This is a genomic window from Polyangiaceae bacterium (assembly GCA_020633235.1).
GTDB lineage: Bacteria > Myxococcota_A > Polyangia > Polyangiales > Polyangiaceae > JACKEA01.
In genome coordinates, this window is the sequence record JACKEA010000005.1 from 446296 (window position 1) to 468481 (window position 22186).

The following is a 22186-nucleotide window of genomic DNA, read 5'->3' on the forward strand; positions in this document are numbered from 1 at the left end:
TTAGCTCGATTCCATCCGCCCGTCAGTCTCCCAGGAAATCCAGCAGGACCTCCGCCAAACGCAGGGGCTGGTGCCGCTGGATCATGTGGCCTGCCCCTGAGATCTCGACCCGCCGCGCGTCCTGGAAGCAGGCTGCGCGGCGTTCTGCCTCGGCTCCCATGGCGGCGAAGCTGGACTCGGTGCCATCGACCAGCAGCACCGGGCAGGGGATACGGCGCCAGAAGCTCTCCGCCACGTCCACGCGAAACGGGTAGGGGCCGCGGGTCAGGTGGAGCGGGTCGTGCTTGAACCTGCGGCGCTCGTCGTCGTCGAGGCGGGTGCCGTGCTCGGCGAGCTCCAGGGCCAGCCCTCGGTCGAGCAGGGGATCGTTCGAGAGCAGGCGCTCGGCAGCTTCTTTGATGGAGTCGTAGCCGCGGGGTGAGCGCGCTCGGGCGCGCTTCCAGGCTGCGGTCCAGTGCGCCACGCGTTCCGGTATGGCGCCGTCGTCGACGGGCGGACCGAGCCCCTCCAGCAGCGCCACCCGCTCGAAGCGCCCGGGAAATGCCCCCGCGGTGTAGCTGACGATGCTGCCGCCCATGGAGTGCCCGACGAGAGCGACGCGGGGTCGGGCCACCAGCTCCACCAGGCTCGCGAGATCCGCGACGTAGTCCATGAAGTGGTAGTAGCCGCCGGCTCCCACCCGGGCGCTGTCGCCATGGCCGCGCATGTCCGGAGCCACGACGTGGAAGCGCTCGGCGAGCCGCTCTGCGGTCGGGCGGAAGCTCCAGGCCAGGTCCAAGAAGCCGTGGACCAGGATGACCGTCCGGTCCCCCCTGGCGGCGTCCCACTCCAGCAGGTGGGCTCGGAGACCGGTGTCCAGCTCGAGGTCGCGCTGTTTCATCGCTTGGAGCCAGCAAAGCGCGGGAAAACAGCTACCATTGGTGGCACCGGCGGATGCTATCACCCTTCCCGCTAGCCCTGCATCCTACAAAGACCTACAATGTAGGTTCTCTGGCTGCTGGCTCGCCGGAAAGATCATAGGCTTGTCAACGTAAAGGGACTTAACCGTGAATCGGATCCTCACTCTTTGGCTTGGCAGCCTCGTGCTCGTGTCGGCGGTGGCGTGCGGCTCGGACGACAACAACCCGCCGGTGCTCGATCCCATCGGAGACCAGGTGGTCGCCGTGGGCTCGGAGCTCCGGGTGGTGCTCAGCGCGTCGGACCCCGACGGGGACGCGGTGAGCTTCAGCTACAAGGTCGACCTCGGCGACATCAGCGATCGCGCGGCCCTCGAGAAGGCCGCGGGTGGCAACGCCGTCTTCAAGTGGACCCCCGTGGCCTCGGACCAGGGCCAGCACGCGGTGGACTTCATTGCCTCGGATGGCAAGGACAAGTCTCGTCGCACCATCACCGTGGACGTGAAGCCGGCCACCGGGTCGGCCACGTCGCCGGTCTTCCGTCAGCCTCTCGGCACCGGCACCACGTTGGACCTGTCCGTGAAGAACTGCGTGCAGTTCCCGATCGAGATCGAGGACCCCGACAGCACCGACGTTGAGCTGGGGCAAGATCCACCGCTCATTGAAGGCGCCTCTCTGAGCCAGCAGAGTGGGCTCACGGGTGTGTGGGAGTGGTGCCCGACGCCGGAGCAGATCGACGCCAAGGAGCTGAACAAGCTGATCCTGACGGCGGACGACGGGGACAACCCCAAGGTCACCAAGGAATACCTGATCGTCCTGCAGAAGCCCCTGAAACAGGATTGCCCGGGCCAGCCGCCGGTGGTGAGCCACACCCCCGCAGACGAGTCCACGGTGGTGGATCTGACCATCGCGGCGACCGTCAGCGACGACAAGACGCTGAAGTTCGCACCGCTGCTCTACTACTCCACGCAGGATCCCGGACCCACGCCGGACGTCGCGACCATGACGCAGACCACCATGGTGCAGATCGACGGCGACATGACCAACGGGACCTGGGCCGCGGACGTGCCCAACCCGGTGGCGGGCCAGGCGCCCGGTTCTTCCGCGAAGCTCTATTACGTCATCGTCGCGCGCGACAACGACGACGAAGTGGGGGAGTGCGATCACCTCACGAGGGCGCCGGCCACCGGCAGCTATCAGATGACGGTGACCAACCCCGGCGGCTCGGGCTCGCTGGCGCCGTGCAAGTCGTGCACCGCGGACGTGCAGTGCGGCGGCGCCAACGACACCTGCATCTTCATCGGCAGCGGCGGCAAGACCTACTGCGGCAAGGCGTGCAGCGGTGCGGGCGACTGCCCGAGCGGCTACGACTGCTCGCCCCAGCCGGTGCTGAGCATCGATTTTGCAAGCTCGCGCCAGTGCGTGCCCACGTCCCAGAGCTGCACGGGGACCTCCACCCAGTGCAAGGACGACCAGTACGAGGAGAACGACACCCTCGCTGACGTGAAGACCAAGAGCGGGCTGCCCGCCGGGAGCTACAGCTTGAAGAGCTGCCCGGGCCCCATCTTTGACGACGAAGACTGGTACCCCATCGACATTTCCAGTGAAACGCAGGTGAGCGCCACGCTGAACGGCGGTACTGCCAGCAACCTGGATCTGTTCCTGAAGGACTCCGCCGGCGCGGTGATCGCGAGCTCCACGACGAACGGCTCGAGCGAGTCCGTGTCCGCGTGTCTCACGCCGGGTCGCTACTACTTCCACGTGTGGGCCTGGTCCCAGGCGGAGAACAGCTACACCCTGAGCTGGTCCAAGGGCGGAAGCTGCAACGCGGCGTGCGTGGACGACAGCTTCGAGAACGACGACCAGATCTCCCAGGCGCGACAGGTGGATCTCAACAGCGGCACCTACAAGCAGAGCGGCAATCAGATCTGCTCCATGGATGACGACTGGTACGAGGTGCAGATGTTCTCGGGAGAGACGCTGTACTCCACCATCAAGTTCACGCAGACGAGCTACAGCGAAGATCTGGATCTCTACATCTACGACTCCACGGGCAAACAGCTGAACGACTGTACCGAGCTCGACCCCTTCGGTTGCGACAGCGCCAACGGGCAGAGCTCGACCTCGAACGAGAAGATGACCTGGCCCATTACCCAGAGCGGCCTGTACTACGTCGTCGTTCACGGCTGGGACGGCGCCGAAAACTCCTACGACGTGTGCATCGACTACAACGCCTCCGGATGCCCGTGAGCTTCGAGTCGGTGAAACGCGCCTTGGCGCTGCTCGGCGCCGTGCTGTGGGTGGCGTGCAGCTCGAGCGACGCGGGCAAGCCGACGGCCCCGGCGCTCGCGGACCTGTCCATCACGCAGATCGCCCCCACCACCTTGGTGGCCGGCACCACGCTGGTGGTGACCGGAAGCTTCGGTGACGTAACGCTCCCAATCCTGGAGCTGACGGGCGTGTACCAGGGCGAAGAGGTGACGCTGAAGCTGCCGGGAGATCTGGTGGCAGCGGACCGCATCGAGGTGCCCTGGAGCGGCGGCTTGGCGCAGGGGCTGTCGTCGGACGACGGGCAGTTCACCGGACGGGCACGCATGGTGGCCACGGGTCCCGTGGACGGACGCCAACACGTCTCTCCCAAGGTGGATGCCGCGCTGGACATGGTGTCGAAGCTCGACCCCAAGTTCTTCCTGGTCTTCGAAGGCACCATCTTCGTGAACGACGAGATCGCCGTGGAGGGCGACAACTTCCTCTTGGGCGGCGCCGAGGGCCAGACCGTGGCCATCGTCGAAGGCTGCTTCACCAAGCAGGGCGACAGCACCTGCACGCCCATCAGCGACGTCGAGATCCCCATGCGGCCGGATCCGCCGGTGCAGCGCAAGAAGGCGACGTTTCCCTTCGCGCCGAAGATCGCCGGCATCGAGCCGGGGGCGTTCCACGGCACCGTGCGGCTGAAGAACGTGCAGCCCGGCGTGACGAATCCGATCGAGACGAAGCAGATCCCCGTGGACTGCTCCTTGATCCCGCCCACCATCTTTTCGTTCTCACCGGCCAGCGCCAGCCTCGGACAGTACGTGGACATTTCCGGCGGCGGGTTCCTCGGAAACTACCCGGGCGTGGAAGACTCCACGCCGGCCGTGACCACCATCGCGCTCTCCGGCACCTTCACCCCCACGGGCGCTCCGAGCGGCAACCCCGTGAACGTCACGCTGGTGCCGGAGTTCGAGGAGGGACGCCTGGTGCGTTACGTGCTGAACGAAGAGGACGCCCTCGGCACGCTCGCGGATCTGCGAACCGTCACCGGCGTGTTCCAGGGCAGCGCCACGCCCACCACCAAGTACGGCAGCACGAGCGTCAGCGGTAACCCCGCCAACGTGACCCTCGGCATCGGTGCGGTGAAGCAGGTCGTCTACGTTCGCTTCTTGCCGTCCTACGTGGAGAGCCTGCGCCACTTCGGCCTGCGTTCCGTGGAGCAACGCATCCGCAGCCGCGTGATCGAGGTGATGACCCGCGACTACGGCGGAGTGAACGCGGAGTTTCGCATCGAAGAGCCGAAGGACTTCGCGCTCTACGCCCAGGTGGACATCGGCGGTCCCGACCCCAACGGCCTCGGTTTGATCGGGTACGACAACTCCCCCGGCAAGGACAAAGGCAACAAGCGCCTTTACGACAAGATCGGCGGCGTCAACGCCGTCACGCAAGAAGACGGCTACCCCGGCTTCGGCGGCGTGTTCGTGGAGTCCCTGTTCGGCTTCTCCAAGCACCCCGGCAAGTTCGCCGAGTCCTTGGAGGTCGCGGACCCGTTGTTCGACCAGCTGTTCGATCCCTTCCGCCCGGACCGCCACGGCACGCCGGTGTTGGCCGAGGATCTGGCGAACCTCGACATCCCGGTGCTGAGCGACGGCTTCGCGTGTCCGGCGCCCTCGGCACCTCGGGCCCAGCAGATCGCCTGCGCGGTGTGGGCGTTGGGATCCATGATCGGCACCACCACCGGGCACGAGGTGGCGCACTCCCTCGGTCTCGCCGATCCCTCCGGCTCGGAGTTCCACAATTTTGGAGACGAGCCCAATCGCTTGATGGACGGCGGGGCAGCGCGCACGTTCACCGAGCGCGCCGAGCTCCAGGGCGACGGTCCTGGGGTGTTTTGCGACGAGGACTACGCTTACCTGCGGTCGATCTTGCCCACCAGTCAGCCGGATCCCTTGAGCTTTCGGCCGATTTGCGATTGATGCCGTCCTGACAGGGACTATTCTGCCCGTTCCTCTGCGCTGCCCGGAGTGGGCGCACGCCTCGGAAAATTGCGAACGTCGCGCATTTTGGATCGGGCGGCGATTGCCATCGCCGCTGCTGCAATCGGTAGCTTCGGCTTCCTGATCGCGGACGTGGTGCGTCGCGCGTCTGGCCGCGAGTATCCGGTCATCGAGCACCTCGCCGGCTCCGTGGGGCTGTACCTCTTGGTCGCGCCGGTGGTGGGCGCCGTGGTGGCCCTCTCCACCACCGGCATCGGCGCCGCGGTGCGGCGCATGCTCTCCCGGCGGAAGAAGCTCGCTGCGTGGGTCGAAGCCACGGTGTACGCCGGAGCCGCCGCCGCCTTTGCGGCGCCCACGGTGCTGTGGACCTTCACGGGGCAGCGCGCGCAGAAGCTCCCCAAGTGGGTTCCGGCGGCGGGCATCGGCGGCGTCTTCGTCGCCGTGCTCGTGGCGGCGCTGATCTACTCCTGGGCGTGGCGCCGGGCGGGCAGGGGACGCGGCGCGTGGCCCGTGGTCTTGTCGCTCGTCGGCGTGGCGCTGGGCGCCGGTCTCGCCACGGTGGACCTGACGGTGTTCGTCGCGCTCTATGCGCGGCTGCACGCGCTGCTCGAGGCCGTGGTCGCCGTGCTCTGGCTCGCGGCGGTGGCGTTGGTGCTGAACGTGTGGGTGGCCGCTCGCCCGCGTGGGCGCCGCGTCCTGCGGGTATTCTCCGCGCTGGCCACGCTGTGGCTCATCGTGTTCGCTGCGTTGCCGCCGCTCAGGGCAACGGTGGATCACTCCCTGCACCACGTGTGGCTCGAGCCAGCCTACGTGGGGCGCACCTTTGCTCGGGTGCAGACGGCTCGCGCCTTCGCCTCGGATCCACTGCACTGGCAGGGCGCGGCGATGTCCCGAATGGACCAGCTCAAGGACCGCTACGATCTGGCCAACACCTCGCAGAGCCCGGAGTGGGACAAGCCCCTCGCGGAGCCGCCGGCCTTCGCCAGCAAGATCGCCGAGATCCGCGGGGACCGGCGCGACATGAACATCGTCGTGTTCTACGTGGACACGCTGCGCTTCGACGCCGCCAGCGACCCGGCCATCATGCCCAACGCCGTCGATTTCGGCACCCACAGCCTGCACTTCACCAGTGCCTACGCCAGCGGCTCGGACACCATGCGCTCGCTGCCCGGGCTCACCAGCGGCAGCTACGAAATCGAGGCCGAGCACCCGAACGATCTGCTGCTCGTGGCCCGGCGCGCCAAGATGAAGCGCGCCATCACGCTGGCGCAGTCCGCTCACGAGTTCTTGGCCAAGCTCCGGCCGTCCTTCAAGTTCGACGACACTCTCACGGTGCCCGACTACGCCGCCGGTCGTACCGACGTTTGGGGTTACGGCGCGGATCAGCCCACCGCCGAGCCCATGGTCGACAAGGCCCTGGACTGGATGAAGAGCCACAAGGACGAGCGCTTCTTGATGTGGCTGTTCAACTTCGATCAGCACAACTGGCGCGAGCTCAACGCGGAGTTCGTCAATGCCGCCGCCAAGAAGTACGGCGTGCCCGACGAAGCGCCGCTCAACTGGCGCTATCGGGTGGTGGCTCGCTCCGTGGACGCCCAGTTCGGACGCATGCTGCGTGGCCTGCGTGATCTCGGCCTGGCGGACGACACCATCGTGGTGTTCGTGTCGGATCACGGCGAAGCCCTGGGTCGCGACGGCTTCTGGGTGCACTCCATCTTCCTGTGGGAATGCCTCGAGCGTGTGCCGCTCATGATCCGCATTCCGGGGGTGGAGCCGAAGGTCGTCTACGATCACGTGAGCCTGGTGGATCTGGCACCCACCCTCGCGCGTTACATGGAAGACAAGCCGAGCATGGCCGGCTACCACGGCGAAGATCTCCTCGGCTACCTGGTGCCGAACCGTCCGCCCCGCCGCTTGCCGCTGCTGATGGCGGGCGCGTCCCACGACACCCTCTTGCGCATCGGTCTGATGACGCCGAAGTCGCCGTACAAGCTCGTGCTGCCGCTGGAGACGGCGGTTCCGGAGCTGTACGACACGACGGAGAAGGATCCCGACTGGATCAGCGTCGCGGATCGTGAGCCCGGCGTGACGCTGGACATGTTGAGCCAGCTCGTGCGCTCACCGCTGTTTCCGCGCAAGCAGCACGATCTGACGCCAGCGGACGACGGCCAGAGCCGTGCCCAGGCCCCCTGAGGTTCCGCGGCGGACCAACATCATCCTGCAGATGTTGTCGCTGCGCCGCGGAAACGCCGCGATCGCCGTCAGAGGCTCTGGATCCACTGCGTGACGGCCGCGAGCCCCGTCGCGTCCACGTCCTCGGTCCCGAGCGGGGGCATCTGCGTCAGGGTGCCGCGCTCACTCATGCGCAAGTGAACGTCGCTGGCGGCGGGGTCCCCCGGCACGATGCGATAGGTGGACGTCGTGGGGTTCGACGCGCTCAGCGTCTGGTTCACGGTCGTCTTGTAAGTGTAGGTGTCCGTCACGGAGCCGAGGGCGCTGGTGGAAAGCCACAGGCGCATGCTGATCAGCGAGTACACGAAGGACTTGTTGTTGTGGCACAGGCCGCAGTTGGCGTGCATGTAGCCGAGGGCGGCTTGATCCGTGGCGTTGCCGGGAAGGGAGAAATCTCCGCTCGGCGGGTTCGTCAAGCGGCTGTCGGCGATCAGCTTGGAGAGGTTCAGGCCCGACTCTTGATGGGACAGCTGAATGGCAGTGGGCCCCAGCAAGCGATCCGCCATCTGGCCATGGCACTTGTCGCAATCGGCAGTGGAGGGCACGTCGTGGGCGGTGCCCTTGGCGTTCTGCACTCCGATGGGCACGGCTGCGGCGTCGCTCTGATCGTCCTTCCACAGGTACGCCATCATGATCCACTGACCGGCGCCGGTCTTCTGCAGCAAACGCGTCTCGATGCGTTTGCCGTCGCGGGTGAACTCCTTCCACGCCTTGGTGCCGACGGGATAGACCCAGAAGTCCATGTCGCTGGTGTCGATCTTCGTGCCCGGCGGCAAGTACAGCCAGCGCTTCTTGGTGGCGCCGTCGCTCCACAGGGCGAAGCGCGGGTGATACTCCTCCACGCCCGCGGCGAGCGTGCCGGCGACGATGTCCTGGTACAGACCCGTCTCGCTCAGTAGCGCCGGCGAGCCACCGGCCCCCGCGGCGCCGGCTGCCCCCGCCGCGCCCGCAGCTCCGCCGCCGCCGGCCGCTCCACCGCTGCCGGCCAGCTCCACCGCTGCCGGCCGCTCCACCGCTGCCGGCTGCCCCCGCGGCGCCACCGCTGCCGGCCGCGCCTGCGGCGCCACCGCTGCCCGCCGCGCCTCCACTTCCGGCCGCACCGCCGCCGCCTGCGGCGCCACTGCTGCCGCCGCCGTCGTCATCCGACGAGCAACCGGCCAATGCGAGCACCAAAGTCAGAAACCCCGGGAGCAGCCAGCGAGCCATGCCCACGATGTTAGCAGCGTTCTTCGAGGGCGTGGATCGCTCAGCGCCCGCCACCGGCGCGCCACGCGGCTTCGGCGTCGATGCCGAAGCGGGCGAAGCGCGGGACGTAGTCACGCTCCAGCGTGGCCGTCAGGATTTCGCCGTAGCGGGCCGTCGGCATCAGCCCCCAGGCGCGCTCGTCGTCCGGGAGCTCCGTCTCTCCGTCGGCGCCCTTGGGCGCGTAGGACGAGCGCAAGCGGCGGAACATGTCGGGCAGCTCTTGGGCGGCCAGCTCCCGGAGCTCCGGACCCAGCGCTGTCTCGTCCAACCACGTGAGCAGCGACCAGCCGAAGTCCCGGTGACGGACCTCGTCACGGAGAATGCGGTCGAGAGCGCGGCGAGCGCTGGGCACCGTGCATTTGGACCGGAGCTCGCGGAAGAGGCGCACGGCGACGGTCTCTCCCAGGCAGAACACTTCCACACCGGCGCACAGCACGTCGTGTTCGAGGACGCTGCGTCGCTTGCCGCTGATGCCCAGGGTCTCGCGGATGATCTGCGGCGGCTCGCTGCCGCCGCCGTCGACGTACACCGCATGGGACAGCTCGGCGTGCTTCAGCTCGTCGCTGACGATGCGCAGGGAGTCCTTGATCAGATCCGGCGACGCTGCGATGCGGATCAGCCACAAGCCGAGCTCTTGAGTGATGGACGCGGAGCGATACTCGGCTTCCACCCGTCGCAGCCACTCGTTCTGTGCGCGCTCCGTGGCTGCCGGTCTCGGCTTGCGCTTGGCCACTTAGGACGGCCGGTCGTTGGCCCCGGCGAGGCCGGCGACCAACAAGAACCCCGCTGCCAGAAGACCCAAGAAGATGGGCCGACGGGCGTGGCCGACCTTGCCCGCGTCTTGCTTCTTGACGCTCTCCACGGGGGGATTTTCGGGCGGCGCCTCGTCCGCCCACGCCGAGCCCGCCACGGCCAGCGTGAACGCAAACCCCGCCGCTTTGAGCCAACGCGCCATCGCCTCAGAGCTACAGCGGGGGCGGCGCTTCGGTCAAGCCCAGGGCGCTCTTCGCTTCCTCCCGTACCGAGGGATCGGGGTCGCTCTCGGCCGCCCGCTCGAGCGCTTCCCGGCCGCTTCCGAGGGCGCCCAGGGCCCACGCCGCGTGGGCCCGAACCAGCGGATAGCGGCTGCTTTCCAGGGCTCGAGCGAGGGGTTCCGTCGCCCGCGGGTCGCCCGCGTTGCCCAGGGCCACGGCGGCGTTGCGTTGCAGCTGGGCGCGGTGCACGCGGCGGAGGGCGCTGCCGGCCACCAGCCGCCGATAGGCCGAGGACGACAGCTCGAGCAGCGCCACCAGGTCGAGGTCCTGGCGCTCGGGGCTCGCTGCCAGCTCGGGTGCGACGGGGCGCGGCGTGGGGCTCTGATTGTGGGGACACACCTCCTGGCAAACGTCGCAGCCGAACACCCGCGTGCCGATGGCGGAGCGGAGCTCCCGCGGGATCGCCCCCGGCTGCTCGATGGTCAGGTACGAGATGCAGCGCCGAGCGTCGAGTACGTGCGCGTTCACGAACGCGTTCGTGGGACACGCATCGAGGCACGCGCGGCAGCTGCCGCAGCCGGGAGCGACGGGCGCAGAGGATGGCAGCTCGACGTCCACCAAGAGCGCGCCGAGCAGGAAGTAGGTTCCGAGCCCCGGCGCGAGCAGCAGCGTGGACTTCGCGATGAAGCCGAGGCCGGCCCGGGCCGCCGCCTCACGCTCGAGCAACGGCGCCGTGTCCACGCACACCCGGGCGCGCACGGGGCGACCGACCGCATCGGCGGCGTGCTGCGCCAGCTGGCGGAGCTTGTCGCGGATGACGTCGTGGTAGTCCGCGCCGCGGGCGTAGCGCGCGATCCGTCCCGTGGGTCCGGTCCGCAACGGCACCGCGCCGGCGCCGTGCGGCAGCGCCACGGCGATGACGGTCTGCGCGTCGGGGAACAGGGCGCGCGGATCGGCGCGGTCCCCCTGCGTCGCGAGGTACTGCATTCCCCCGTGGTGGCCGTGCGCGAGCCAGGCCTCGAGACGCTCGGCGGCGTCGTTCCAGCGCTCGGCGCGAGCGAAGCCCACGCGGGCGAAGCCCAGGGAGCGCGCCGCGCTGCCGATCGCAGCGGCGGGATCGTCCGCTTTCTCGGCCCCGGACCGCGGGTCGAATGATGGAGCGGTGGACGGCTGGAACACGCGGCGAACGGTAGCTCAATGATCGCGATGTCGCTTTTCGGGAATAACTTCCCGCTGTTCCTGGTACGAAGCCCGCGTTTCTTGTGGTATCGCCGTCCGCCCTGAGCGAGGGACCGTCGCCGTGATCGAAATCCGCGACCTATTCAAATACTACGGGGACCGACGAGCGGTGGGGCCGCTCTCGGCCACCATCGAAAAGGGAGAGATCGTCGGCTTGCTGGGCCTCAACGGCGCAGGCAAGACCACGACCCTCCGAGTGCTCGCCTGTGATCTGCTGCCCACCAGCGGCTCCGTGAAGGTCGCTGGCCTCGACGTCGTGGAGCAGCCGCACGAGGTGCGCAAGCGCATCGGCTATCTGCCGGACACCCCCCCGGTGTACCCGGAGATGACCGTCGAAGAGTACCTGCGGTTTGCAGCCAAGCTCCGCGGGGTCCCCGCCGACAAGCTCGACGAGCGGGTGGGGGACGCGATGGAGCTCACGGAGACGTTGGCGGAGCGGGATCAGCGCATCGGAACGCTGAGCCATGGTTTCCGCCAGCGCGTTGGCATCGCTCAGGCGATCGTGCACGAGCCGGAGCTGGTCGTGCTCGACGAGCCCATCAGCGGTCTGGACCCGGTGCAGATCGTGGAGATGCGCGACCTGGTGCGGAGCCTCGGGGGAGAGCGCACGGTGGTCGTCTCCAGCCACATCTTGGGCGAGATCAGCGAGACGTGTGACCGCATCTTCGTGATTGGCAACGGCGAGATCGTCGCCAGCGGCACGGAGGCGGAGCTGTCGTCGCGCCTGCTCAAGGGCATGCGGGTGGAGCTCACGCTGCGGGTCGGGGATCGCGCTCGTGAGGCCGAGGCCCTGCTCGTCGAGGTGGCGGGCGTCGATCAGGTGGAAGCGGTGGAGGGCGTGGAACGCGGCAAGGGCATTCAGAGCTTCCTACTGCATGCTCAGCGCGACGTTCGAGAAGCCGTGGCACAGGCGCTGGTGGGCGCGGGCTTCGGCGTGCTCGAGCTGAGCCGCGGCGAGCGCGAGCTCGAGAGCGTGTTCCTCGAGCTCAGTGGCCCGGCGGACGGCAAGAAGAAGAAGAAGAAGAAGCGTGCGGCGGCGGACGATGCTCCGCCCCCCGCACCACAGCAGGAGGCCGAGTCGTGAGCAAAGCGCTGCTCATCGCCCGCCGCGAGCTGTTCGCCTACTTTCGCTCGCCCTTGGGCTCCACGGTGATCGCCGGCGTGCTGTTGGTGGATGGCCTGTACTTCTACTGGAAGGGTCTCACGGAGAAGCTGCTCAGCGCGCAGGTGCTGCAGGAGTTCTTCTTCGGCGCCAGCGGCACCACCATGGTCGCGGCCATCATCTTGGCCATGCGGCTGCTGGCGGAAGAGCGCCAGACCGGCACCATGACGCTGCTCAATACCTCGCCCATCAAGGACGGCGAGATCGTGCTGGGCAAGTTCATCTCCGCCTTCGGCGTGCTGGCGCTGATGACCCTGCTCACGGTGTACATGCCGCTGCTCATCTTCGTGAACGGCAAGGTGAGCGTGGGGCACATCGTCGTCGGGTACCTGGGCCTGCTGTTGCTGGGCTCGGCCACGATCTCGATCGGGCTGTTTGCGTCGTCGCTGGCGCGCTCGCAGGTGGTGGCGGCGATCCTGGGGGTGCTGGTGATGGTGCCGCTCTTGCTGCTCTGGGCCGTGGCCCGGGCCGTGGACCCGCCCTTCAACGAGTTCCTGGCCGCGATGGCGCTCCACCACGAAAACTTCCGCCCCTTCATGGTGGGCATCTTGCAGCTCGGGAGCGTCGTGTACTACGTCGCCGTCACGTACTTCTTCTTGTTGGCGGCGACCAAGACCCTGGAGGCGCGACGATGGCGGTGAAGGACGAAAAGCAGCCCGCCGCCGCTCCGCCGCCGGAGCGCAAGCCGGTGATGGCGCCGCTGTGGACCGTGCCGCTGTACGTGGCCGGTCTGGTCTTCGTGTTCATCGGCGAGCGTGTGCTCGCCTCGCTGCCCACGGCCCATTGGGTGGTCACGCTGATCGGGCTGCTGTCGGTGGTGGGGGCCACGGTGGTGCGCTTCTCGCCGCGCTTCCGAGTCGGTGGCGAGCGCCGGGACATCGAGAAGCTCCTGGCCATCCTCTCGCTCACCGGCGTGATCGCGCTCGGCATCTACTTCGCGACCACGGAGTGGGGTCAGACCAAGCTGGGGCTCGCGGCGATGGACCCCGAAGCGCGGGAGCGCTGGCAGGGCATCCTGACGATCCTGTGGGTGAGCCTGGTGGCGGTCAGCGTGGTTCCCATGCTGTTCGCCGAGGCGGCGCTCTTGCCCATGCGGCGGGCACCGCTGCCGGAGAGCCGACGCGTCCGCGCCGCGGTGGTGAGCGGATTCTCGCTGGTGCTCGCGGCGGTGTACGGCGCCCTGTTCGTGTACGCGGCGACGGGCGCCGACGTGAAGGCGGACTACTCCTACTTCAAGACCTCCGAGCCCAGCGAGTCGACCAAGAAGGTGGCTCAGGCCCTCACCGAGCCCGTGGACGTGATCGCGTTCTTCCCGGAGGTGAACGAGATCAAGCCGGAGGTGGAGCGCTACCTCCGAGGTGTGTCCGCCGGCAACCCCAACCTCAAGGTGGAGGTTCAGGACCGGCTCCTGATACCGAAGCGAGCCCGAGAGCTCCGCGCAACGCAAGACGGCGTGATCGTGCTGTCCCGAGGCTCGGTCACGGAGTCTTTGAGCATCGGCACGGACGAGCGCACCGCCCGGCCCAAGCTGAAGACGCTCGACCGCGACTTCCAGGAGAAGCTCCTCAAGCTGCTCCGCTCCCGCCGCACGGCCTACCTGACCGTCGGGCACGGCGAGCTCAACGACAAGACGCCCGGCGCGACCGAGGGCTCGGGCGTTCGCATCCTGCGCACGTTGCTCCAGAAGCAGAACTATCTGGTGAAGGACCTGGGGCTGACGCAGGGCCTCGGCTCCGACGTGCCGGACGACGCGAGCATCGTGATGGTGCTGGGGCCGAGCGAGCCCTTCGCTCCGGAAGAGCTCGGCGCCCTGGAACGCTACGCCAAGCGCGGCGGCAAGCTGTTCATGGCGTTGGACCCCGAGGCCGTCCGCGAGGGCGAAGGCGCCGGCGCCCCTGCCACGGGGGAGAGCGCTGCGCCGCCCACGAGCGCCGCGCCGCCTGCGAGCGCTGCGCCAGCGACGTCCGGGGAGGCTCCGCCTGCGGCGCCGCCCTCGAAGAACGCCAGCGCCCTCGAGGCCCTGGCCGCGGTGGTGGGCCTTCGCTTCTCGCCGGTGGTGCTCGCCAACGAGAACCAGCACGTGCGGCGACGCTTCAACGATTCGGACCGCACGCTGCTGTTCTCGAATCGCTTCTCGTCCCACGCCTCCGTGAGCACGCTGTCTCGGGCCTCGGCCCGGGCGGCGGTGGTGGTGTTCGGCGCCGGCAGCCTGGACCGCGCCGCGGGAACCACCAACAAGGTGGACTTCGCCGTGCGCAGCATGGCGGGGACCTTTGCGGACGCCAACAAGAACTACCGCATCGACGCCGGAGAATCGCCGTCCAGCTTCAACATCGCGGCCGCCGTGAGCGCCAAGGCTGTCACGCCGCCCAAGAAGAAGCCCGAGCCGAAGGACAAGAAGGACCAGAAGAAGGATGACGCCGCGGACGAAACCCGCGCCTTCGTGCTGGCCGACGCCGATGCGCTCACGGACGTCGTCATGGCCAACGTCCTCGGCAACCAGGTGCTGCTGCTCGATGCCGTGCGCTGGCTCGGCGGCGAAGAGAGCTTCGCCGGTGAGGTCAACAGCGAAGAAGACGTGAGCATCGAGCACACCAAGGAGAAGGATCTGGTCTGGTTCTACGGCACCATCTTCGGCGCTCCCGCCCTGGTGCTCGCCCTCGGGCTCACCTTCGCGCGACGTTCGCGCAAGCGGGGAGGTCGCGCATGATTTCCTGGAAGTCCCTCGCGCTTCACCTGACGTTGCTCGGCATCGCCGCGGTGGTGGCGGTGATGGTCTGGACCAAGGAGGACGCTCCCAAGGCCGCCAAGCGCGCCGAGGTCGAGGTGTGGTCCGGGAGGCCCGAGCAGATCTCGAGCATCGAGTTCGAATCCAAGGACAAGAAGGTCCGCATCGAGCCCAAGAAGGACAAGAACGGCGACTGGTACGTGGGCCACGTCGACAAGACCGTCACCGTGCGCACGCCGCCGTCACCCCACGGTGGGCCGGACGGCGGCCTCGACGGCGGGCCCGAGGGGCCGGGTCTCGAGTCCAAGAAGGAGAGCGTGGTGTTCGTCGGCGTCGAGCAAGCGCACAAGCTCGCCGAGAGCCTGGCACCGCTGATGGCTCTTCGTGCCATCGGCAAGGTGGAGGACGCCCGCAAGGAAGAGTTCGGCTTCGACAAGCCCGAGGGCACGCTACGCGTGACGGTGAGCGGCAAGCAGCACGTGCTCACCCTGGGCGGAACCACGCCGGGTGGAGCGGATCGCTACGCGCAGCTCGACAGCGGGGAAGTCTACGCCGTGCCGGGATCCATCGCTCAGAACCTGATGTTCGCCGACTCTCGCCTCGTCGAGCGCGAGCTCCACGGTTTCAAGCCCGACGAAGTGGGTAAGGTGAAGATCGAGCAGGGCGGCAAGTCGCGAGAGCTAGTGCGCATGGACGACAAGCGCGACGGCTGGGCGGACGCCGCTGCGCCCGGCACCCTGGACGAGACCGCCGGCAACTGGATGACCAAGCTCGGTCGCCTGCGCATCACGCAATACGTCGAGAAGCCCACGCCGGAGCCGGCGCCGGGCAGGGCCCTGGTGAGCGTCAAGTACCTGGCCAAGGGCGGGCACGAGCTGGGGCACATCGAGCTGTACAAAGGCCCGCCGGCGGCGAGCTCGGGCAAGCCGACGTACCTGGTGCAGACCGAGCAGACCCGTTGGTACGCCGAGGTGATCCCCTCCACTGCGGAGCAGGTGGAGCAGGATCTGAGCTCCGTGGTCAAGTAACCTTTGCGCTCCTTCACGGGCGTTGGCACGCTCGGCCTCCATGCGCCGCGTCGTGCTCTCTTCGGACCGAGACTGGCGCGACCGCGTGGTCCGCATACTCCGGGGGCGGGGCCGGGAGCCGCTGTTCACCGCAGACGCCCACGAAGCCGTCCGCTGGCTGGCGCAAGGCGAAGCCGCGCTGGTGATGGTTCGCCTGGAACCGGGGCTCGACTTCGGCGATCTGGTCACCCGCGCGCGGCGTGACGACCTGTCCTTCTTGGTGTGCGCGCCCGAGGCCGACGCGCGCCAGCTGACGTCCCTGCTTTCCCTGGGCGCCACGGACGTCTGGTCCGGGGAGCTCTCGGACGCCGACATGGAGCTACGGCTGACGGTGGCGGAGCGCTGGCTGGCGCGAAACCTCCGCACCGCTGCCGCCATGCGCTCCCTGCGCCACAGCCGCTCGCGCTATCGCGCCTTGGTGCAGGGCGCGATGGACATCATCGCGGTGCTCGACGACGAAGGGCGCATTCGCTACGTCAATCCCGCGCTGAAGAAGCTCCTCGGCTACGACTCCCACGCCTACGTCGGGCGGGAGATCTACGAGCTGGTGCACCCCGACGACATCGCCCTGGCGCGAGAAGCAGTGGCGGAGGGCAGCACGCCCAGCGTGACGTCCCGGGTGGAGCTCCGCGTCCGCCACGAGTCCGGAGAATGGCGCACCATCGAGGCCGTCGCCGACAACCTCATCGGCTACCCCAGCGTGCGTGGCATCGTGGTCACCGCGCGGGACGTGACCGAACGCCGGGAGCTGGAGGAGATGCTGGCGCGCCAGGCCTTCTTCGACCCGCTCACCGGCCTCGCCAACCGGGTGCTGTTCACGGACCGGCTGGAGCACGCCCTCGCGCAGCGGCCTCGGGGCAGCGGCGCGCCGGCGCTGCTGTTCGTCGATCTCGACGGCTTCAAGGACATCAACGACAGTTACGGCCACGACGTCGGGGACGCGGCGCTGGTGGTGGTGGGCGAGCGCATGGACGCGGCAAGCCGAGAGGGGGACACCGTGGCTCGCCTCGGTGGCGACGAGTTCACCGTGCTGCTCGAGGTGCTCGAGACTCGAGGCGCGGCGGAAGGCGTGGCTCAACGCCTGCTGACAGCCCTGGCGGAGCCGCTACCGGTGGGCGATCTCGAGCTTCATGTGACCGTGAGCATCGGCATTGCCTACTCGGAAGAGGGCATCGTGCCCAAGGAGCTGGTGCGCCGCGCGGACACGGCGATGTACCTCGCCAAGGAAGCCGGGAAGAACCGCTATCTGGTGTGGAAGCCCCGCCACGATACGGAACGACCGCGGGCGTGACGGGGCTCGCGCCGGACCAACAATCAGTTGCAGGCACCGCCGCCGGAGGTCACCACGACGTCGTCGATGTTCCAGGAGCCCTTGGCGTACGCGCCGCTCTGACCGACGTTGTGGCCGAAGCGGATCTGCATGTTGGCGCTCTTGTAGGCGGTCAGATCGTAGGTCTGGGGCATCCAGCTGGAGTCGGAGACGCCCGGCGAAGGGCCGCTCTGCCAGATCGTGGTCCAGCTCGTGCCGTTGTACACCTCGATCACGTTCTGCACGTAGCCCGTGTAGTCGCTCTTCAACCAGCGATTGAACTTCAGGGTCACGGTGGAAGCGCTGGCGGCATTGATGACCGGGCTCGTCAGGTAGTAGTAGCTGTGAATGGCGGTCGACATGCAGCCGCCGATCACGACGCCGGCGATGCCATTGTCGCTGGTGGGTGACGTGTCGGTCGCCGGATCCGGATAGCTGGTGCAGCCGCTCATGGCGGGACCGATCTGCCACTCCGTACCCAGCGTCCAGCCGGCGCTGTTGTCCGAGAAATCCTCGCTGAACAGGGTACCGCCGGTGCCGCCCACGGGCGTATAGACGCAGCCCGACGACGGGTTGCACGTGTCCGTGGTGCAGGGATCGAAGTCGTCACACGAGATCGGCGTGTGGGTCACGCCGCCCGAAGAAGTGCAGGCGTCCGTGGTGCAGGCGTTGCCATCGTCCACGTTCACGGGAACGTGCTGCACGCCGGTGGACGGATTGCACGAGTCAGTGGTGCACGCGTCGAAGTCGTCCACGCTGACGGCGCTGTGGAAGCAGCTGCCTTCGCAGGAGTCCGTGGTGCAGGCGTTGCCGTCGTCGCAGTCGAAGTCGCTGGTGCAGCCGCCGGTGCCGCCGCTGCCGCCCGTGGCGCCAAAGCCGCCGGTGTTGCCGAAGCCGCCGCTGCCCGCCTGGCCCGCTGCGTTGCCAAAGCCGCCGGCATTGCCGAAGCCGCCGAAGTTACCGGCGCCGGCGCCGCCGTCTTGTCCTGCGGCGTTGCCGAAGCCGCCAGCGTTGCCGAAGCCGCCAGCGTTGCCGAAGCCCCCAAAGTTGCCCGAGCCCCCGCCTCCGTCCGGGTAGCCCCCGCCACCCCCGCCGCTGGAGCTACACCCCGCGAGCAGTGCCGTCGTGGAAAGAACGAAAAGCGCGCCGATCACCCTCATGACTGCCTCCAGATGCCGGCACTTCTACGCCGGCTGGGTCGATTCCTTCCCGCTACCAGCGGTAGTACGCCGGGTGTCCGGGCTTTACCGCCACAAACACGCCGCGGCATGTGGCCGTCACCTTGCCGCCGGCGGACAGCGTGGCCTCGACGGTGGCCTTGTCGCCTTCGAGCTGCGTGGTCTTGGCCGAGAGGTGAAGCGGCCCGTCCATGGGTGTTGGCGCGCGAAGCTTCACGTGGAATTCCGCCGTTACGGTACATGGCGGAACGTCCTCGCCGCGGTCTTTCATCAGGCTGTAGGCGGCGGTCCAGTTGGAGTGGCAATCGAGCAGCGCCCCGGCGATGCCGCCGTTGAGCACGCCGCCGAACGCTTGATGGTGATCTTCCGGGGACCAGTCGCACACGACCTCGTCGCCCTGGACGAAGCTCTTGATGCGCAGGCCCTTGTCGTTGGCAGGGCCGCAGCCGAAACAGCGGTTTTCCGGCGCGTAGTGATCCTGAAGGCTCTCGCTCATGGGCGGAGCCTATCAGTTCGCCGGACCGTTCGCGACGCCGCCGCCTTGCAGCTTGTTGCCACCGTAAGGCTTCACCTTGGGCACGGCGCCCCACACCTTCTCGTAGAGCGCCTTCATTTCTTGGAGCTTCTCGGGCTCCTTCTTGGCGAGGTCGCTGAGCTCTCCGGGATCTCGTTTCAGATCGTAGAGATCGAAGCGGTAGTCGTTGCCGAACACCAGCAGCTTGTCGTGGCCCTGAATCAGCGCGCGGCGCTCGGGGTTGTTGCTGTCCGGCGGCAGGTCCAACAGCACCGGCCGCGGCGGGGGCTCCGCACCGAACAGCTCCGGAACCAGGCTCTCGCCGACGAAGTCGTTGTCCGCCTTCACGTCCATCAGGTCCATCACCGTCTTGGCGATGTCGATGTTGCCGCGCGGTGTGTCGATGTGCCGCGGCGTGGCGCCGGGCACGTAGAAGAACAGCGGAACGTGGGTGAGCATGTCCCACAGCTCGAAGGCGTGCCGGTAGCGCTTGTGCTCGCCAAAGGCCTCGCCGTGATCGGCGCTCACGATCACCGCGGTATCCCCCCACCAGGGCTGCTGCTTGCACCAGGCGAGCAGCTTGCCGATCCACAGATCTGCGTAGAACACCTCGGAGTCGTAGCGATCCCGCGCCTTGTCGCCCCAGTCCGGACTCTCCGGGTGTTTCACGTACACGTCGTGGGGATCCATGTAGTGCGCGTACATGAAGAAGCGCTCGTTCTCGGGCTTCTTCTTCAGGATCTTGATGGCCAGCGGCGTCATCTTGTCGCTGGTGACGAACTTGTCGGTGGTGTTGTCGAAGCTGATGCCGTCCACCACTTCCCAGTCGTCGAAGCCCTGATCCATGCCGTTGTGACCGGGCCGCATGTACATGTGCCCGTGCACGGCGGCGGTGAACACGCCGGCCTTCTGGAGCAGCTCTGCGAAGAAAAGGTTGCTCTCCGGGTAGCGGGTGAAAAAGAACCCGCTGCGCTTCAGCGAGCTCGGGTACTTGCCGGACAGGATGCTGGCGACGCTCTTCGCGGTGTAGCTGGAGGTGGAGTAGGCGTGGGTGTAGCTCACGCTCTCTTTCTCGAGCGCCGTGAGGTTCGGCGCGATGGGGCGCTCGTAGCCGGCCCAGGGCATGTCCGCGCGCATGCTGTCGACCAAGATCAGGAGCACGTTGAGCGGTCGTTCCGGCCGCGTGAGCGGCTTCGGCTCCTCAGCTGCCGGGGGCGCGCTGACGGCAGGGGCAGGCGCCGCGCTGGCGATGGGCGCGGCGGTCCGAGCCGGCGGCGCTGGGGGCGCCGGCGGAGGCTCTTGCGGGCGGCTGGCGCAGCCCACCACGAGAAGGGCCAACGCCGCGAGGCGCTTCACTTCTTGTCCTCCGCCGGCTTCTTCTCCGCGGGCGGCCCCATGGGGCCATTGGCCACCTTGCCGCCCTTGAGCTTCATGCCCCCGTAGGGCTCCACCGACGGGATCTTGGCGAAGGCGTCCGCCAGGACCTTCTTCATCTCCTCGAGCTTCTCCGGCTGCTCCTTGGCCAGGTCCTTGTCTTCGTGGGGATCGTTCTTGATGTCGTAGAGCAAGTACTTCCAGCCGGTGCCGAACACGATCAGCTTGTAGTCGCCCTTGATCACCGTGCGCCGCGGTGGGTTGTGGCTGTCTTCCGCCAGCTCCGCCACGATCACGTCGCGCTTCTCCGGCTTTTTCTCGCCCACCACCTCGGGCACCAGGCTCTGCCCCATGAAGCTGTCGAGCGGCTTCTGGCCCATCAGATCCATGATCGTGGGAGCCAGGTCGATGAGGGAGCGGCGCTCTTCGATGCGCTGAGGCTTCGCCCCCGGCACCTTGATGATCAGCGGCACCCGCAGCAGCACCTCCCACACCTCGAAGGCGTGCTTCCACATGTCGTGATCGCCGAAGGCCTCGCCGTGATCGCCGGTGATGATCAGCGCGGTGTTCTTCCACCAGGGCTGCTTTTCCGCCCAGCTGAGCAGGCTCCCGATGTGCTCGTCGGTGAAGTAGACCTCGTTGTCGTAGCGGCCGCGGTTGTTGTTGCCGAAGTCCGGCACGCCGGGGTGCTTGTTGTACTGATCGTGAGGGTCCATGAAATGGGCCCAGGCGAAGAACTGCTTGCCGGTGTTCTCCGACTTGCCGAGCAGCTCCTTGCCCAACGCTTCCATCTTGTCGCTGGTGATGTCCCGGTCCGTGTTCGGATCGAACACGATGCCGGGAGCCATCTCCCACACGTCGAAGCCCTGATCGAGGCCCTTGCCGCGACCGAAGTACAGGTGCGCCTGCCAGCCGATGGTGCGAATGCCAGCGTCCTGCAGCGCCTCCGGGAAGAAGTGATTGGCCTTGGAGTAGCCCGTGAAGAACCATCCTTGGCGGTACAGGGTGGAGGCGTAGCGACCGCTCAGCCACGATGCCACGCTCTGCGCGGTGTAGGGCGCCGTGGAGTACGCGTGCGTGTAGACCGTGCTCTCCTTGACCAGCTTGGAGAGGTTCGGCGCGATCTCCTTGTCGTAGCCGGTCCAGGGCATGTCCGCGCGCAAGCTGTCGATGGTGAGCATGAGCACGTTCATCTTTTCCGGCCGCTTGGGTTGGTCCGCCGCGGAACCTCCCGCCGCGGACCCACTCGGCGCCACGGCCACCGGCGCGGCGGCGCTGGGCGTCGCGCTCGAGGCAGCTCCGGCGGGTTTCGGCTTGTCGTTACAGCCCGTCGCGACGGCCATGCAGCCGGCCGCGAGGCCGAGGATCAGACTCAGATGACGTCGATGCACGCGGGGCACGTAACGCAAACTCTGCGGGGTTTCCACTACGACGCGCTCGCTCAGACAATCGTCGCATTTCGCCCACTTCCGCCCGACCCGCGCCGCCATTTGGCGGCCAACGTCCGCGCCCCTGACGTCATTCCCGCGCGGCCGAATGTCCGCGGCGCGAGGACGCCAACGCGGGGCCAAATGTCCGGGGAGGGAGGTCGCCAAAATGTCCGCGAAGCGAGGTCGGCCAAATGTCCGCGGAACGAGGTCGGCCAAATGTCCGCGTGTAAGCGACGCGCTGTGGGACCGTTGTGGGTGCCATGCGAGCTTCAAGCGTCGTGCTGTTCCTGTTCATCGCGCTGGCCGGGTGCGCTTCCACGCCGAGCTCCGGCGGCGCAGCGACGGCCGTCAACCCCGTGACGGAAGCGCCGGGGCCGCCCACGGCGCCGACGCAGACGTCCTCGCCGTGTCCCGCCGACATCTCCGCTGCCGAGGGCGCGGCGTGCAGCGACGAGGGCTCTGCCTGCGGTAACGGCGCGACGCCGGGCCGAGGCCTCGTGTGTCGCGACGGGATCTGGACGGAAGGGCCGATGCCGACGCCGCCGTGTTGCAAGAAATAGCGACGCTGCCAGGCCGCCGGGGCGTGAG

Annotated in this window: 18 protein-coding genes; 9 read left to right on the forward strand and 9 right to left on the reverse strand. The window is 67.8% G+C overall.

Annotated elements, in window-relative coordinates; all coding sequences use genetic code 11:
• Nucleotides 1–22: 22 nt before the first annotated feature.
• A complete protein-coding gene (locus tag H6717_27810) occupies nucleotides 23–880 on the reverse strand; it encodes an alpha/beta hydrolase (protein MCB9580867.1) in 858 nt (285 codons plus the stop codon).
• A gap of 166 nt (nucleotides 881–1046) precedes the next feature.
• On the opposite strand from H6717_27810, the gene H6717_27815 reads away from it, so the two are divergent.
• The 3 genes from H6717_27815 (at nucleotide 1047) to H6717_27825 (ending at nucleotide 7339) form a co-directional block, all read left to right on the forward strand.
• Complete coding sequence (locus H6717_27815; GenBank protein ID MCB9580868.1) at nucleotides 1047–3146, forward strand: pre-peptidase C-terminal domain-containing protein; 2100 nt, start codon at nucleotides 1047–1049, stop codon at nucleotides 3144–3146.
• On the forward strand, nucleotides 3137–5125 hold the full coding sequence (locus H6717_27820; protein ID MCB9580869.1) for a hypothetical protein: 1989 nt from the start codon (nucleotides 3137–3139) through the stop codon (nucleotides 5123–5125). Before H6717_27815 ends, H6717_27820 begins: the two co-directional genes overlap by 10 nt.
• Nucleotides 5126–5194: 69 nt before the next feature.
• The gene (locus H6717_27825) at nucleotides 5195–7339 is read left to right on the forward strand and encodes a sulfatase-like hydrolase/transferase (GenBank protein MCB9580870.1); all 2145 of its coding nucleotides are present in this window, start codon (nucleotides 5195–5197) and stop codon (nucleotides 7337–7339) included.
• 68 nt (nucleotides 7340–7407) lie between these two features.
• Here H6717_27825 and H6717_27830 read toward each other — a convergent pair whose 3' ends face one another.
• The 4 genes from H6717_27830 to queG form a co-directional block, all read right to left on the reverse strand.
• Nucleotides 7408–8520 carry a hypothetical protein gene (locus H6717_27830; GenBank protein ID MCB9580871.1) on the reverse strand — a complete coding sequence of 371 codons (1113 nt, stop codon included), beginning with the start codon at nucleotides 8518–8520 and terminating at the stop codon, nucleotides 7408–7410.
• Between the two features lie 104 nt (nucleotides 8521–8624).
• Nucleotides 8625–9356 (reverse strand): ferritin-like domain-containing protein, encoded by a 732-nt coding sequence (locus H6717_27835; protein ID MCB9580872.1) that lies wholly within the window; start codon nucleotides 9354–9356, stop codon nucleotides 8625–8627.
• A complete protein-coding gene (locus H6717_27840) occupies nucleotides 9357–9578 on the reverse strand; it encodes a hypothetical protein (GenBank protein ID MCB9580873.1) in 222 nt (73 codons plus the stop codon).
• A 10-nt stretch (nucleotides 9579–9588) separates the two neighbouring features.
• Complete coding sequence (gene queG / locus H6717_27845; protein ID MCB9580874.1) at nucleotides 9589–10776, reverse strand: tRNA epoxyqueuosine(34) reductase QueG; 1188 nt, start codon at nucleotides 10774–10776, stop codon at nucleotides 9589–9591.
• 121 nt (nucleotides 10777–10897) lie between these two features.
• Between queG and H6717_27850 the strand changes: the two genes are divergently transcribed.
• The 5 genes from H6717_27850 to H6717_27870 are packed head-to-tail and all read left to right on the forward strand — an operon-like array spanning nucleotide 10898 to nucleotide 17084.
• A complete protein-coding gene (locus tag H6717_27850; GenBank protein MCB9580875.1) occupies nucleotides 10898–11920 on the forward strand; it encodes an ABC transporter ATP-binding protein in 1023 nt (340 codons plus the stop codon).
• The gene (locus tag H6717_27855) at nucleotides 11917–12639 is read left to right on the forward strand and encodes an ABC transporter permease subunit (GenBank protein ID MCB9580876.1); all 723 of its coding nucleotides are present in this window, start codon (nucleotides 11917–11919) and stop codon (nucleotides 12637–12639) included. Before H6717_27850 ends, H6717_27855 begins: the two co-directional genes overlap by 4 nt.
• Nucleotides 12630–14708 (forward strand): Gldg family protein, encoded by a 2079-nt coding sequence (locus tag H6717_27860; GenBank protein ID MCB9580877.1) that lies wholly within the window; start codon nucleotides 12630–12632, stop codon nucleotides 14706–14708. The genes H6717_27855 and H6717_27860 overlap by 10 nt, the downstream gene beginning before the upstream one ends.
• Complete coding sequence (locus tag H6717_27865; protein MCB9580878.1) at nucleotides 14705–15754, forward strand: DUF4340 domain-containing protein; 1050 nt, start codon at nucleotides 14705–14707, stop codon at nucleotides 15752–15754. Before H6717_27860 ends, H6717_27865 begins: the two co-directional genes overlap by 4 nt.
• 40 nt (nucleotides 15755–15794) lie before the next feature.
• Nucleotides 15795–17084 carry a diguanylate cyclase gene (locus tag H6717_27870; protein ID MCB9580879.1) on the forward strand — a complete coding sequence of 430 codons (1290 nt, stop codon included), beginning with the start codon at nucleotides 15795–15797 and terminating at the stop codon, nucleotides 17082–17084.
• Nucleotides 17085–17107: 23 nt separating this feature from the next.
• Here the strand turns inward: H6717_27870 and H6717_27875 are convergent, their stop codons facing one another.
• Genes H6717_27875 through H6717_27890 form a run of 4 tightly spaced genes read right to left on the reverse strand, consistent with a single transcriptional unit; the run spans nucleotide 17108 to nucleotide 21559 of the window.
• On the reverse strand, nucleotides 17108–18262 hold the full coding sequence (locus H6717_27875) for a hypothetical protein (protein MCB9580880.1): 1155 nt from the start codon (nucleotides 18260–18262) through the stop codon (nucleotides 17108–17110).
• Between the two features lie 52 nt (nucleotides 18263–18314).
• Complete coding sequence (locus H6717_27880) at nucleotides 18315–18776, reverse strand: PaaI family thioesterase (GenBank protein MCB9580881.1); 462 nt, start codon at nucleotides 18774–18776, stop codon at nucleotides 18315–18317.
• A gap of 12 nt (nucleotides 18777–18788) precedes the next feature.
• Entirely contained in the window at nucleotides 18789–20150 is a 1362-nt protein-coding gene (locus tag H6717_27885) for a sulfatase (protein ID MCB9580882.1), read from the reverse strand.
• Nucleotides 20147–21559 carry a sulfatase gene (locus tag H6717_27890; GenBank protein MCB9580883.1) on the reverse strand — a complete coding sequence of 471 codons (1413 nt, stop codon included), beginning with the start codon at nucleotides 21557–21559 and terminating at the stop codon, nucleotides 20147–20149. Before H6717_27890 ends, H6717_27885 begins: the two co-directional genes overlap by 4 nt.
• A 299-nt stretch (nucleotides 21560–21858) precedes the next feature.
• Here H6717_27890 and H6717_27895 point away from each other — a divergent pair, with 299 nt between their 5' ends.
• Nucleotides 21859–22158, forward strand: coding sequence for a hypothetical protein (locus H6717_27895; protein ID MCB9580884.1), 300 nt, complete (start codon nucleotides 21859–21861; stop codon nucleotides 22156–22158).
• Nucleotides 22159–22186 lie beyond the last annotated feature (28 nt).

What these genes read in the sequence shown, in the direction of transcription:
- H6717_27810 (MCB9580867.1), bottom strand. Translation starts at nt 880, where the DNA reads ATGAAACAGCGCGACCTCGAGCTGGACACCGGTCTCCGAGCCCACCTG.
- H6717_27820 (MCB9580869.1), top strand. Translation starts at nt 3,137, where the DNA reads ATGCCCGTGAGCTTCGAGTCGGTGAAACGCGCCTTGGCGCTGCTCGGC.
- H6717_27830 (MCB9580871.1), bottom strand. Translation starts at nt 8,520, where the DNA reads ATGACGACGGCGGCGGCAGCAGTGGCGCCGCAGGCGGCGGCGGTGCGG.
- H6717_27840 (MCB9580873.1), bottom strand. Translation starts at nt 9,578, where the DNA reads ATGGCGCGTTGGCTCAAAGCGGCGGGGTTTGCGTTCACGCTGGCCGTG.
- H6717_27860 (MCB9580877.1), top strand. Translation starts at nt 12,630, where the DNA reads ATGGCGGTGAAGGACGAAAAGCAGCCCGCCGCCGCTCCGCCGCCGGAG.
- H6717_27865 (MCB9580878.1), top strand. Translation starts at nt 14,705, where the DNA reads ATGATTTCCTGGAAGTCCCTCGCGCTTCACCTGACGTTGCTCGGCATC.
- H6717_27870 (MCB9580879.1), top strand. Translation starts at nt 15,795, where the DNA reads ATGCGCCGCGTCGTGCTCTCTTCGGACCGAGACTGGCGCGACCGCGTG.
- H6717_27875 (MCB9580880.1), bottom strand. Translation starts at nt 18,262, where the DNA reads ATGAGGGTGATCGGCGCGCTTTTCGTTCTTTCCACGACGGCACTGCTC.
- H6717_27880 (MCB9580881.1), bottom strand. Translation starts at nt 18,776, where the DNA reads ATGAGCGAGAGCCTTCAGGATCACTACGCGCCGGAAAACCGCTGTTTC.
- H6717_27895 (MCB9580884.1), top strand. Translation starts at nt 21,859, where the DNA reads ATGCGAGCTTCAAGCGTCGTGCTGTTCCTGTTCATCGCGCTGGCCGGG.